Consider the following 14362-nt stretch of genomic DNA (forward strand, 5'->3'; position numbering starts at 1 on the left):
AACCTTAAAAGCTAATGTGGGAATTCAATCGACCCTACATTAATATGCTCTCAAACTCTGATATCAAAAACGCCAGGTAGCAGAAAATTCACTTGAAATTGAGTCATAGCCAGAACGAAACAATTCGCTTTCAATCCCAAAGGCCAATTCGATATCAGGGTTTATTTTATAGTTCATTCCAGCCTTAACCGACATTGTGTCACGGCCAGTCACTTTATTTGTGGAACTAAATCCTTCACTACGATAGTTGACAAAAGAGGCTTGTTGTTCGACATTATTATCAAGTAGTTCATGATCCCAGGTAAGCTGCAGCTCAGCAGCGAGCAATGCCCCTGAAGCGAGCGGTAAATTCCAGTTACTATTCACCCCGATACTCGACCGCAGACTATCGAAGGTCTCCGAGACTAGCATCAGTCGGCTACCACCATTTCCACTTTCCTTCACACTAGGACGATATAATGTAGTGTAATTTAATAGCGTTAGAGGTCCGACGTTAATATTATCATTCAGCGGCCAACGATAGCCCCCGCCGGCCGCAATAGAGCCTGACAATCCAGTCCAAGAAGCTTGGTGATTTACTCTGTAAGTATCTACATGAATATCTCTATCCAACCTACTGTCTTCAATGCCAAATCGACCACTGCCAAATAAATACATCCCTTCAAACCTTTCTGCACCGTAACGAGCATGAATACCTAGATCGAACGCTGTGGTTTCTCCATTCGCATCTTCTAATGATTTCACCGTCACCGATTGACTACTGACAGCACCATGAAAACCATAAATCCAGTTACGATCCTGGTCGCTTTGTCTTTCAGTACCAAACACTATGCCATAACTGTTAGCATCGTATCCTACACTACCACTCTGCCGCTGCTGCGAGGATCCACCACTAAACGGTATGCCAAAGACACGCCACTTGCCTTCTGTCAATTGTTTCGGTGCAACAATAGTGTTAGGCCCGCCGATGATCCGAGCTATCTGCTGTTCACGATGAAGAGAACTCGCGAGCATGGCACTGTAAGCTTCCGCAGAAAGTTGCTGCAAGGCATCACTGATACCCACGCCATTAGTGGCTGAAAAGTCCAGAGCACGGTACAATGGTTGTATATCCGCATTAGCTTCCACCACAATATTATCTAGCGCCTGCCCTACCTGCCGTCCATTATAGCCTAACGCATATCGGCTATACGCGTTAGAAGCACGCAACATCGAGAGCTGCCAACTATTTTCTCCTTGAGGCGTTGCCTGCAGTTCTAACGTAGGAGAGTTGAGTAAGCTGTTCACTGCACTGAATTCGCCGCTATACGAATCTACTTTTAAAAAATCTTGCGAATCCAACTGCCAGTTTGCCGCATACCAATCCGGCTGCGGCGCAAACGTTAATTGCCCGTTGAATCGTGCATGGCCGTTCACTCGTAGAGTATCATGTCCACCGCGCCCGTCGACTCCCAACAGCAGCTGTCCGGTATCCGCCTGTTGATAAGCACCTGTTATATTGATTCCCCCAAGTGAATTCCCCGGGGCGAGAATCCCATTATTTACAAACTGTCCTTCCTCATTCAAGATATAGCTGCCGTTGCCAGATAGTACGGCATCAGGGGAGATAGCCATACTGTAAATCTGAAAGTCGCCATTAAGCGATGTTTCCCCTCCGCGCGCGTCCAGTGCCAGATTATTGATACCTTCAATGTTTCCAAGGTAAGTAAAGCTGAAATCAGAATCAGCATCATCCGTCGCCTGACCATTCGAATTAGATTTACGGCCGAAAGTAAGCTGCGTCAAGCGCCGTTGGTAATCATCATCCCACTCAGCGTATTCCGAATATATATCACCTTCCAGCCTGGCTCCATTTAATATATTTATATTACCGACTAATGCATTTGACGAAATATAAATCGCAGCACCTTTACCTGCAACCCGTCCGCTTATGTCTGCATTATCTACTAGAGATCCCTGCAATTCAGGTAATAATACTTTGTAATATCCGTCGGCGATGCGGAGCCAAGATCCACGAAACTCCACTTCGTTACCCAGGAAATTACTGCCAAAATCAAATGTGATAGCGACGCCATTATCTCCTAATGCCTGAACGTCTCCACGTTGAATAAGGTTATGCTGTTTACCGTAAGCAAACATAACTCCACGACCATTCAAACCATCGGCGTAAATCCGTGTTCCAGGCTCTATACTCAGGATGTTACTTTCCCCATCAATGCGAACACCTGCACCGCCATCGCCTTTTGTCAATATGTCCGCTTGCTGAAAGATATGGTTATTGCTGCCATACACATGAAGGCCAAGCCCTAGCATTGCAGTATTATATTGCCCTGTGAGATAGTCGTTCCCCTGTTCATTACGCAGAAAATATCCATTACTATTATTAAGTGTTTGTCCATCACCATATAACGAAAAACCGAAAAAATTACGTCGATCAATCTGATATCCCATGTCTTGCAGCAACGCCAGCTCTGCTTCCATAAAAGTTGTGTAATTACGGTAGTTCTGGTGGCTCATCATGCTGTTCTTAAGTTCGATATGGTTCATATAACCCTCATCGACCGAGCCGTCTTCTCCCAACATTTTCACGGGCACACCTGGCATGGCACCAGCAAGCACTTCATCGACGTACTTACCGGTAAAATAACCTTTATCGAGTCGGACATCAAAGCCTTGCGGATCCCATTGGTTATTGCATCCATTACACAATATGACTTGCCCGGGTCGAGCTGGATTACCGTGATCGTCTCTCAGATGACCTACCCAGGAACCAAAAGGCTCAGTATCGAAAACTGGTGTGTATGTGCCAATGCCTTCCAAATCGTTAACAATATTTAATATTCCTAGGCCATGGGCCATTTCATGGACAGCGACGGTGACCAGATCTGTCCACCCTGTGCGTGGTAATTGCGCTGGCACATAGGGAACCTCGTCAAAATCCATTTTTCCTATAATGAACTGGGCATGAGAGCCGAAGGTCAACTCTCCCACATCAATGCCGTTTAAAACTCCTTGCAGTTGTGTCAGACTAGTAACACCATCGCTTACAAAATCACTGGCTCCCGCAGCATTATTCAAGTCAAACGTACCAACATTGATAATGGCAGGCAATTGCCCTGATATGGGAGTGATAACTCTAGCCAAGTAGCGCATGGCATCGAGTATTTTGTCTTTCTGTTGCGAATCCAGATCCCAAGTTGACTCTAAATCTGTTGGCCAATTTTGCATAAAAAAACCGTCGCCAACATTAAAGAAACGCACTTCAAATACAGGAATGTTTTGATGGTTATAGACCAAATAACTTTCTTCTGCATACAAGTTATGACTGACTAATAAACTAGTTAATGCAGCCGTCATCAGAGACCTTTTCATATCAACCATCCTTGAGTAAAAAATCATTTTTTGCGCTATTCAATATAAGCTCACTCATGTGAGATTTAGAGAATCAGCTCTACGTCCAATTTTTAAATAGGCCTCTATCAAGCGATTAGCTAATTGAATATTCTTAGTAATAAGCAAAACGACTTGGCCACAGTATTTACATTAGATTGAATGAGTGCAATTTGTACGGAAAGCGGATTTAAACGATATATATTTGGTGCCAGCCCAACGAGGCGGTAACATAGTCACTAACTATATAACTCATGTCTCCCCGTCCTTACCGGGCGAGGAGCTAAGGAAAATTGTTAACTTCCTCCTCAATTTACTTAGCACAAAGTGCTTGTATCCGAATGTTATTAGTCCAGTAAAGAAAACCATGATCTGTGCTATATTCGACCTTCATCATCGAAGTGCCTTTTTTACATTTTTTCATGACTTGTGCGTAAGCGTCATCAACATAATTAGTATCAAACGCAAATCCCATAATAATCTTTTTCGACGTTTTAATATTAATCATGTTATTACTTTTTATTGCCACGTTCGGATCGTTATTAACTTGAGACATGTGTACACTACTAGTACAGGCCGTTAAAAGAAACGATAGTAAAATAATTAGCTTTTTCATCATTAGCCCTTATTACAGTAGCCAGTGGTAATTATTTCACGGTTAAAAAACAAAATATAAGAGGTTGTTTGATATTTTGTCATCACTCCTTCTATTTTTCCGCCTGGGCATTGCTGTTTAAGATTTAATACAGCTTCATCAACAATATCATTATCAAAATTGATACCAATAAAATTCCAATCAGAAGAAGACGCTGTTATCTTCTTATCTCTTTCCGCTGGAACAGAAGTCATTGATACGGTATTCAGTCCGACACAACCAGAAAGTAGTGTTGCTATACCTACAAATAAAAGACTTTTCTTAAACATGAATTATTCCCTATTGAATACAAAAACCATCCACTCGAATTACCTCACCACTAATCGTTCCAAATGATGTTGATTCACGAACAGAAGTTAAGCCTGTGAGTTTATGACTTGGACATAACGCATTAACTTGCTTTAATATTTTATCCGCATAGTCATCGTCGTAGACTGGGTTACCGGTTCTTGGTCCCATATTGGCTAAAGCGAGTATAACGGCAACTATTTCCATCTTGTCCGAAACTTTATCATTCGTCACCATACTCGAACCAAGCTGTGTGGTCGTTGATGCATCAAAGCCTAGTTCATTTACCTTAATACTAATCGGTACTAATTCACCTTGACTCTGATCTATCTCGCCTAGTTGCACATGATAAAGCTGTGAACAGCCGCTAGTCACCGCCAATCCCAGCCCTATAAATGATGCTTTCAATACTTTCATCAAACATTTCCTGAGTTAAAAATAAAAGTTTCAATATCAACAAATATTCTTGATGATATTTACAAAAAGTAATTAAATTTAAGCACTTATATTTCATTCAAAATAACAGTATTGCTCCATATGTTATGGACCACTAATTCATCCTCTTAATAAAAGTTATATTATCCAGTAAAATTGTTCCCCAAATCGCCAAAGAACAACCTATGCTTAATAGTACTAAAGCAGAACCGATATTTTTGGCAACGGCAGATAGAGGGTGATATTCGAACCCTATTCGATCAACCACAGCTTCAATTGCTGTATTGACCATTTCTGCAACTAGCACCGAGATCATGCCTAACATAATCAACAAGGTATCAATAGCAGGTAAATCCAAACAAAATGTAAATATAGATAATGGAATAAAAAGAATTAATTCTTGCTGGAAGGCTGCTTCATTTTTACACAACCATTTAAACCCATTAAAACTATGCACAAAAGTATAAAGAATACGTTTAATACCTTTGCGCTTGATGATTACTTCTTCATACATCTTATTTGTACCCTATAAATTAATTATGAATTTAATCGGCAGGTGTGCGTGATATCCAGCTCTAAATCTTGAACTTCTGTTTGTACACCATACAAGCCGATCAGGCTGTGAAAAAAGTTATCATGTGACAAAGTGTGGTTTTGAGCCTTGTCTTGAATACATTGAATATCTAACTTTTTTTGTTCCGCATATTCTTCGGGTATCCATGCTAGCCATGGTACTTGTGTTTGTTCTTTCGGTGCGATTGAATAAGGCGTACCATGCAGATAAAATCCACCTTCACCTAGTGACTCACCATGATCAGAAATATAAGTCATCATGACGTTATAATCATGCGAGACTTCTTTTAGTTCGTTTATCACTTGTGCGAGCACATAGTCGGTGTATACCAACGTATTATCGTAAACGTTAACTATTTCTTCTTCATCACAATTCTCGATATCACTGCGATTGCAAGCCGGTTGGAATGGCGCTTGAGAATCTGGGTAACGTTGCCAATACGTCGGACCATGACTACCAATCGTATGTAGGATGAGCAGCTTATTACGTGAGCCATCATCGATAAACTGCTTGGCGTCTTGAAGCATTGCAATATCAAAACAAGTTGAGCCGTTGCAGTCGTCATTTTTAAGCGAAGCATCGATGGAAATGTATGTGAGGTTTTTCGCGACCCCTTTATCGCCACCGTCATTATCAATCCACAAGGCATCAACGCCAGCATGTTGAAGCACATTGAGTACATTGTCCTGAGCAGCTGAGCGGGTTTTACTATAAGCATTGCGCGTCATATTGGAGAACATACATGGCACAGACAAAGCTGTATAAGTACCGCATGATGACACGTCCTGAAAAGAAATTAATCCCATGTCCTTTGTGTATGGATTAGTCTCTCGATCATACCCGTTATATGCGAGATTCATTGCTCGGGCTGTCTCCCCCAAAACGATGACCACCAATGTTGGTTTTCCATTTGCAACGTCAATCACCTTTGCATCGGTCCCTAAAGTTTGATAAGCCAATTTAGTTTCGAAATAGGTTTTATTTAGATATTTTACGCCATTGAAAACATGCGCCGGAATAATCATTTTCTTCAAATAACTATTGTTTCGTCCTACAGAGACATAATCCTTATAATAGGTCATCACTATAACCCCAAGACACACTGTAGCTATCAATACAATACCTACGCGAGAGACAACAGCATGCTGCCAACTTCTATACGGTTTTATACGAACAAAAGCGATGTAGGCACAAGGCAAGACACCAAAAATGAATAAATAGAAGATTGTCGTAAAATTGAGGTAAAATAAAATTTCAGACGAATTTGTTCCAAACACACTCTCCATCATCGCGGAGTCAAACATTGTTTGGTAATTTACCGCTGCGTACAAGACGCCAGCCGAGGTTAATGTTACAAAAATCATAAATGGCTTGAATATATAAGGCCAAGCAAACCCTGAAAAAATAATAGTGAATGCACAAATGAGTAACATTGGGGCCGTATAAGGGAAAATCGGATCGGGAACGTCCAAACTCAAAGTAAAGATGGATTTCAGTACGGGGTAATTCATCACCGTACCGAAATATACGGCACACAATATAATGAGCGTTGTCATATGCATCGAAATACGATGTTCAGATAACTCCTTTATTGTCATTATCAATAATCCACCTAGTAATATTCTTATGGGTATAGGAATTTGCTTATTTCAGAATGCGTGAATAACGTAAAATCGACCTTCATCATTCTTAGGTGGCTGTAGTATCGCAATAACTATGTCAAAAAATTGTCGACGACTGTAGTGGTCAAATTATTTGGCCACATTTAAGTAGTTATGTTTAAGGTTTGATGCGCAACTAACAGAGTTCAACGGTGAGGCAGATCATGTGCATCTGCTGATCGAAACATCCCCCAAGACCCCAAGTGTTGCTAAACTAGTTAATTCACTTAAGACAACGAGCTCACGCAGAATGCGCAGAGATTTTAATGATATAGCAGGGGTATTTAGTAAGAATATTCTTTGGAGTCGAAGCGATTTTGCTGGGATATGTGGCAGAGCACCACTAACACTACTCAAACAATACATTCAACAACAGGGTAGACCAAGCCAAGATTCGAAACATCTTGGCTATTCATTATCCCTTAAAGTCTCATCTTGCGAGTTTTATCCGAGCTTCACAACCAACAGTCGGTCGGTTCTTAATTGAGAATCTCCAATAATATCTACGGCATAAATCTTCAACGATTAATAACCCTAACCCATGTCCATCCGGATTTGAAATTTGGCTCAAGCCCAAACCGTTATCTCGTATGATTAATGAGTCTGCTGATACTTCTATGGTTATTTTTCCCTCCTCGCTTGCAGTAATTGCGTTCCTCAATAAGTTGCCTATCACCATATTAAGTACTGGTGGCGTTGCTTTGAGCAATGGGCTCTGAATAAAAATCAGTTCAATATCAATATTTTTGTCTTTTGCTTGAGCGCTATTCAGTTCAATAATGTTCTCAAATTCGTATTGGCTGACCCTTCTTTCAATCGTTTCATCTTCATTACGTTCATAGCGCACAAGTCCTAATAATGCATCAACCATAGTAGATATCTGTAAAGTAGCTTCATTTATACGAACAACCTGTCTCTGTTGAAAGGCATCACACACTTTTCGTTCTAACAATTTACTGGCACCTTTAATAATGGTTAAAGGCGTTCTCAGCTCATGGCTAGCATAGCGAGCAAACGCTTGTTCGCGCTTGAGCAAACTATGGATATCGTGACGATATTGATTAAGCTGATCCGCTAGAACCTGAAATTCCTTGGCTCCGCCTGACGGGATATTAAATACATGGGCAGTATTGCCGCTATGCTCAGTTAATTGCGCGATTAGATGGTTAATAGGCGTTATCAGGCGTTTTGATAAACGATTCAAAAATAGAGCGAAGACCAGTAATAAGACGACAATACCAGAGATAACCATAAAGCTAGCGTACACTGTCTCATATTGACCAAATTCAATATGATTAATATCAGATAGCAATACAATCGGCTTTCTTTCCTTATTGCTTGTATAGTATCCAAAGTAAAGCATTAATGATTCCGACCCGTTCGCAACTTCACCTACATAGGTATCTTTTCCCTGAAAGTGCTTACGGTACTTTGATGGCACTAAATTGATGTCATTATACGCCTGTGTAAGAACGTCTATAGATATTTCACCATTTTCTCCATCAAGAAATCGCTGGATAGCTGCATTTTTATCTATTTCGATACGGCGTTTCCCTACTTTCTCCTCATACCACTGTAGGGTAGCAAAAAAGTCATGTAGCTTACTAACCCCATAACAAGCGATAAAATAGTAAAAAATATCGCTAATTGGCTTGTGAGAGAGCGGGTGCTGGTCAAATTTGATTGTTTCATTAGGCTTTATCCAATCGAAAACCAACCTTGGGTACGGTAATTAACATAGTTGAAACAAATGGCTTATCTAACTGGATACGCAAATGATAGATATGGCTGCGCAATATGTCGCTACTCGGTTCATCTCCTTGCCAAAGCATATTAATGATTTCATTACGCGTCACAATGTTAGGAGCGCGTTGACAAAGTAGTTCTAAAATTGAATACGTTGTAGGGTTTAACAAGAGTTTAACCCCGTCACGATAAGCCTGATGTGTTTTTTGATCTATCCGTAAGCTACCAAACTCCAAGGATGTATTTGTTACGTTTCGTCTATAGCGTTTTATCAATGCATTTAAACGAGCTTCTAAAATATCAAGGTCAAAAGGTTTCGTTAAGTAATCATCAGCCCCATAATTGAAGCCATTTAGCATATCATCCCGACTATCCAATGCGGTTAACATCAATATCGGCGTTTCCTTCCCTGCTTCTCTAAGTTTCTCGCAAACCGTGAGGCCATCCATGCGAGGTAACATCAGGTCAAGGATGATAGCATCAAATTCTGCTTCTAAAGCGAGTTTCAGACCGAGCTCCCCATTGTCAGCATAATCAAGATCAATCTCCACGCTTTCAAAGTAATCGAATAAAATCCCTGCAACTTCCTTATTGTCTTCCACTATTAATACTTTATTCATCATTTCTGCGTGAAACCGCGTCCTTTAAGACGAGGAGGTAAGCAATCCATGCGAAGCATTGAAACACTTACGATTGGTTAAGTATTTACTTGCACAAAAAAGCATTCACCGATCAAGGTGAAAAAGAGCGCTAACAGAAATCGTATTTACCGAGCAAGTCGAATTGTTTGATTGTGCGGTTTATCTACAACTCTATCTTGCATTAGCGCTCCGATGCTGACTATAACGCGCAAACAAAAATTAACTACAACACTGTATCGATACGATTAACTGAACTTAAAAAAGATAAGTGGTTTTCAAACTTCAGTGATCCAATGGTTGTTAATTTTTAACTCTGTATATTCGTTCATGACTATGTCCAGAGTGCTTTATTCAATGAGATCGTGATCAACAGCCGTCACATAGGGCAACAAATTACGTTCTAACCAAATTAGCATAATAATTCGCTGCTTCGGTTAAGAGTTGGTAAAACTGTATAGATGGTAGCAAACTTGTGCGATAAGCTTTGTTTGGAGGGTTGTAAAACGTGCTAAGAAGAGCCCAAAAGCTAAACAGCGTCAACTATCTAGCAAAGCAAAAGGGAGCAACAATCATGCGAATGCTCGTGCTAATTTTCGGCATAAACTCTCTCGAACTCTTGTTCACTGATGAATACTTACCACCTAAGAGTTAACTAATTAAAACGAGACATCGTTCACATTTATAAACATAAATATCATGTTGATAAATCACAATCCATAAAACTATTACATAACAAATTCGAGTCTATAAAATGTAAAAAGTTAAATGTTCAAAGAGAGCACATTGAGTGTCTTGTCGAACATCGTCATAAATCCGAGTCATTGGATAGGTATTCACTACAGTATTCTATAAGGGAGCTAAATGAAATAATCAATAAAATTGATAGTAACATACTAAAAAGTAAGAAAAAATTAAAAAATAAATTTGATTTCATGAAAACAAATATAGAAACAATTAACGAAAAATTTGGTTCATTATTATTTACATGTGGCTCTAATGGCTATGATAGTTTCACTCCATGGCTAATAAAAAATTTCTTTCCTAGTTCAACATTTGGAGTAATGTATGGAAAATCAGGTGCTAGAAAATCCTTTTTAGCTATTGATATATGTTGTGCTATTGCTTCAGGTAATAACTGGCATGGTCATTCAGTTAAACAAGGTGCAGTTGTCTATATCGCAGCTGAAGGTAAAACTGGTATTCACCAAAGAATTAAAGCTTGGGAGAATAAAAATAATGAAACTGTTGATAATATTTTTGTACTTGGCCAAAGTATAATTATGTCAGACTCTGACGAGCGTTATAAACTAATCCATGCGATTAATGAGATACAAGAAAAAAAGAATTTAAAAGTAGAATTAATCGTACTTGATACTTTAGCTAGGAACTTTGATGGTAATGAAAACAGCTCTAGTGATATGGGAAGCTTTATCCATGGCTGCGATATTTTACGCGAACAAACTGGTGCTACAATTCTATGTATACATCACTGTGGTAAAGACGAAGGTAAAGGCTCTCGTGGTAGTACTGCATTGATAGGTGCATGTGACTTTGAATTTCAAGTATCAACTAAAGATGACGTCACCACGTTAAAAACAACGAAACAAAAAGAATCTGAGCCTATGCCTAATGTTTCTTTCGTCTTTGAAAGTGTTGAATTAGGCTTTAGTCAAGGAGAGCCTATTAACTCATTAACGGTTTCATCAACAAACTCTAATCCATCAAACAATCTAACTAATGATGAATTAGCAGTTTTAAAGGCTGTTTTTGAATCAAGTCATCAAAAATTAACCAGAGGTGAAATTAGAGCCTCATGCTTTAAGTTTACTAGTGGTATAACTAATAATAGCATTACAAAAAAATGCTCTCGAATCCTAGAGCAGTTGGTAAACAAAAAACATATCTCGATTAATAAAACTGGAACCATAAATAGTACTAATGACAATGTAATTTTAACTGAGTCAGGCAATATGCTCGCGGATAAATTCAAATAATCTAACTAAGTGACAGGTGACGTACCTTTAAGGTACGTCACCTGTCACTTAGGATAATTTAATAAAATTGAAGACGAGGCTGTAACATATTCTGTGTAACTACCTCATGTATTAAAGGTGCTTTTCTAAGCGGTCTTCAAATTCAATTTGAATCTGCTCATTGCTTGACGCAAGTTTCGAATCGGCATTGTCCACTTCTTACTGGCTTCTTGTATCGCTAAATAGATCATTTTACGTACTGAATCATCGTTTGGAAAAACCTTACGTTTTTTAAGGCTCGACGGATAACTCTATTCAATGATCCAGTAAACGCGCACTAAATCCCATCTAGTTCTAGCGGTAAGATTTTGTCATCAACTATCAAACATTTTATTATTGGTCAAAGCGGATCAACGAAACATCCTCTGAAAACAAATAGCCCAAACTATTGTGATTGATGACTCCCGTCATCAATCCGTTACCATTACTTTACAAAATGGCCTACGTATTGAATTACCCTGCAATCTATCCAAGTCCCAAATTCAAGCGTAGATTGATGCACTACAATGATACCAACGGATTTCAGTTGTACTATCGACGGTTGGAAAAAGGGCATTTCAAATGGCCAAAGCCCGATAAACAAGGTGCAATACACATTAGCAAACAGCAGCTGAGTTGGTTATTATCTGGATTATACCTTGCTCATCATCCCTTTTATGACCTGGAAGTGTGATCGGTGATAGTGATCTTAATATTAAACTTGAACGATCCTTTTTAGCTGTCAAAAAAAGACGGTCGATACTCAAGCCGAGGAAGTTGCAGAGTTAAAAAACAAAATGCAATTACTCATTGAGCAACTCAACTTAAATAAATCGAAACGTTTTCCGTCCCAAAGCGAAAAATTGTCAAGGGCACATATAATGTGGTTACTGTTTATGCCGCTTATGACTGCTTAGAGCATGTAATTCAAGTGGTTTGCCTTGCTCATTTAAGATGAAAGTTAACGGATGCGTAAAAGGCAGGCAAAATAGAGAAGGAACTGAATTTTGTTGTCAAGGCGTTATGGGTGAATAGTTACTTTGAGACAGCAAAATACACATTTACAAAGATTAAGCAAAGAGTCGGTACTTTTTGCTTAAAAGCCAACAGTCAAATCATCAATTGTTGGCTTTAAATAGATTAACTAAAGTTTATACTCAAATATTCTTATTTATTTGGTACTTCTTTCAGTTTCTCCATCACAGTATCTAAGTTAAATGATGCTGGTGTTTGGCTTGGTGGGAATTCTTCAAATGACTGAAGGAATTTGCCCACATACGCTTGTGCTGGAACATATAGATAAACATGTTCGAGTACCCAGTCCCAATACGTGTTTGATGTGATATCAGCTTGCTCATATGGGTCTGAACGTAGGTTAAATAGTTTAGGCGTACGTAGCGGTGTGAATGGGTCTGCCCATACTTGTAGCGTACCTTGTGCACGTTGCTCCATGAAAACAACTTTCCAGCTTTCATAACGTAGTGCAACCAATTGACCATCATCGTTAAAGTAGAAGAATTCTTTACGTGGCGACTCTTTTACTTCGCCTGTTAGGTAAGGAAGTTGGTTATAACCATCTAAGTGAACTTTGAAAGTTTTATCGCCAACTTGTTTACCTTTTAGCAAGTCTTCTTTCACTGTTGGCTCGCCTGCTGCTGCAAGTAGCGTAGGTAACCAGTCAAGACCACTCACGATACCGTTAGCAACCGTACCTTCTTGGATATGACCCGGCCAGCGAATCATTGCAGGGACACGGTAAGCACCTTCCCAGTTGGTTACTTTTTCGCTACGGAACGGACTTAGACCCGCATCCGGCCAAGAGTTTTTGTGTGGACCGTTATCAGTCGTATAAAGAACGATTGTATTGTCTTTTACGCCTAGATCATCAAGTTTTGTTAAGATTTGACCTACTTGGTTATCATGCTCGATCATGCCATCAGCATATTCAGTACGTGCATTTAGACCCGGCTTATCACGATGCTCTTCTTTTACGTGAGTACGGAAGTGCATACGCGTTGCATTCCACCAAACGAAGAAAGGCTTCTCAGCTTTCACTTGGCGCTCCATGAAATCCATCGCTGCAGAAACAGTTTCTTCATCAATCGTTTCCATACGCTTACGCGTTAGTGGACCGGTATCTTCAACTTTGCCATCAGCATAAGAGTGGATAACGCCACGTGGACCATATTGTTTTCTAAACTCAGGATCTTGTGGGTAGTTACGGTTCTCTGGCTCTTCTTCCGCATTCAAGTGATAAAGGTTGCCGAAAAATTCGTCAAAACCATGGTTTGTTGGCAAGAATTCATCACGATCGCCCAAGTGGTTTTTACCAAATTGGCCGGTTGCGTAGCCTAGCTCTTTAAGCAGTTGCGCTGTGGTGACATCACGATCTTGAAGGCCTACATCTGCGCCAGGTAGACCCACTTTCGCAAGGCCTGTACGTAGTGAACTTTGACCTGTGATAAATGTTGAACGACCCGCAGTACAGCTTTGCTCTGCGTAGTAATCGGTGAAAATAACACCTTCTTTAGCAATCTGATCAATATTAGGGGTTTGGTAACCAACAAGTCCCTTGGTGTAAGCTGAAACGTTTGTTTGACCAATATCGTCACCAAAAATAACCAAAATATTTGGTTTATCAGCAGCGAAAGCACTAAAAGAAGTCAGAGCGGCTCCTAAAGTGAGTGTTTTCTTAAAAATAGGATTCATAAATCCTCCTGAATGATTTATCCATAAAAATTAGAGGTCCCCCCCTAAACATATAATCAACTAAGAAATGACTTCTCAGTTGCATAACAAGTATATACATAAACGTTCCACAATCCTACGGCAGAAAGATCAGATCACCGAGAGTTCATAATTCCAAGGTAGCAGCACTTCTATGTCTGAATTAAGATGTGAGAGTGATTACAGAGGGCGTTGTTGATCAAATTAGAACTATTAACTGATATCTTCTTCTG

11 protein-coding genes and 1 pseudogene are annotated in these 14362 nt (G+C 39.7%); 3 read left to right on the forward strand and 9 right to left on the reverse strand.

The window, feature by feature from the left end:
- Positions 1–63 precede the first annotated feature (63 nt).
- From AC2VOY_RS16100 to AC2VOY_RS16120, 5 genes are all read right to left on the reverse strand, one after another.
- Positions 64–3372: an autotransporter outer membrane beta-barrel domain-containing protein gene (locus AC2VOY_RS16100; RefSeq protein ID WP_491834170.1), complete on the reverse strand. Its 3309-nt coding sequence runs from the start codon at positions 3370–3372 to the stop codon at positions 64–66.
- Between the two features lie 636 nt (positions 3373–4008).
- A complete protein-coding gene (locus tag AC2VOY_RS16105) occupies positions 4009–4314 on the reverse strand; it encodes a hypothetical protein (RefSeq protein ID WP_491834171.1) in 306 nt (101 codons plus the stop codon).
- Positions 4315–4324: 10 nt separating this feature from the next.
- The gene (locus tag AC2VOY_RS16110) at positions 4325–4708 is read right to left on the reverse strand and encodes a hypothetical protein (protein ID WP_491834172.1); all 384 of its coding nucleotides are present in this window, start codon (positions 4706–4708) and stop codon (positions 4325–4327) included.
- A gap of 175 nt (positions 4709–4883) precedes the next feature.
- A complete protein-coding gene (locus AC2VOY_RS16115; RefSeq protein ID WP_491834173.1) occupies positions 4884–5282 on the reverse strand; it encodes a diacylglycerol kinase in 399 nt (132 codons plus the stop codon).
- A gap of 23 nt (positions 5283–5305) precedes the next feature.
- Complete coding sequence (locus AC2VOY_RS16120; protein ID WP_491834252.1) at positions 5306–6898, reverse strand: phosphoethanolamine transferase; 1593 nt, start codon at positions 6896–6898, stop codon at positions 5306–5308.
- A gap of 271 nt (positions 6899–7169) precedes the next feature.
- On the opposite strand from AC2VOY_RS16120, the gene AC2VOY_RS16125 reads away from it, so the two are divergent.
- Positions 7170–7490: an IS200/IS605 family transposase gene (locus AC2VOY_RS16125; protein ID WP_491834174.1), complete on the forward strand. Its 321-nt coding sequence runs from the start codon at positions 7170–7172 to the stop codon at positions 7488–7490.
- Here AC2VOY_RS16125 and AC2VOY_RS16130 read toward each other — a convergent pair.
- Positions 7434–8720, reverse strand: a complete 1287-nt coding sequence (locus AC2VOY_RS16130) for a sensor histidine kinase (protein ID WP_491834175.1) — start codon at positions 8718–8720, stop codon at positions 7434–7436. The genes AC2VOY_RS16125 and AC2VOY_RS16130 overlap by 57 nt on opposite strands.
- Positions 8695–9369 carry a response regulator transcription factor gene (locus AC2VOY_RS16135; RefSeq protein ID WP_491834176.1) on the reverse strand — a complete coding sequence of 225 codons (675 nt, stop codon included), beginning with the start codon at positions 9367–9369 and terminating at the stop codon, positions 8695–8697. The genes AC2VOY_RS16130 and AC2VOY_RS16135 overlap by 26 nt, the downstream gene beginning before the upstream one ends.
- Before the next feature lie 953 nt (positions 9370–10322).
- Here AC2VOY_RS16135 and AC2VOY_RS16140 point away from each other — a divergent pair.
- Positions 10323–11384, forward strand: a complete 1062-nt coding sequence (locus tag AC2VOY_RS16140) for a helicase RepA family protein (RefSeq protein ID WP_491834177.1) — start codon at positions 10323–10325, stop codon at positions 11382–11384.
- Between the two features lie 111 nt (positions 11385–11495).
- Here AC2VOY_RS16140 and AC2VOY_RS16145 read toward each other — a convergent pair.
- Positions 11496–11685 (reverse strand): annotated as a pseudogene (locus AC2VOY_RS16145) (transposase); the annotation flags it as partial.
- Between the two features lie 234 nt (positions 11686–11919).
- Between AC2VOY_RS16145 and tnpB the strand changes: the two are divergent.
- Entirely contained in the window at positions 11920–12096 is a 177-nt protein-coding gene (tnpB, locus tag AC2VOY_RS16150; RefSeq protein WP_491834254.1) for an IS66 family insertion sequence element accessory protein TnpB, read from the forward strand.
- Positions 12097–12569: 473 nt separating this feature from the next.
- Here the strand turns inward: tnpB and AC2VOY_RS16155 are convergent, their stop codons facing one another.
- The gene (locus AC2VOY_RS16155; protein ID WP_491834178.1) at positions 12570–14111 is read right to left on the reverse strand and encodes an arylsulfatase; all 1542 of its coding nucleotides are present in this window, start codon (positions 14109–14111) and stop codon (positions 12570–12572) included.
- Between the last annotated feature and the right edge of the window lie 251 nt (positions 14112–14362).

It is taken from the genome of Vibrio sp. KMM 9700 (genome assembly GCF_058545285.1).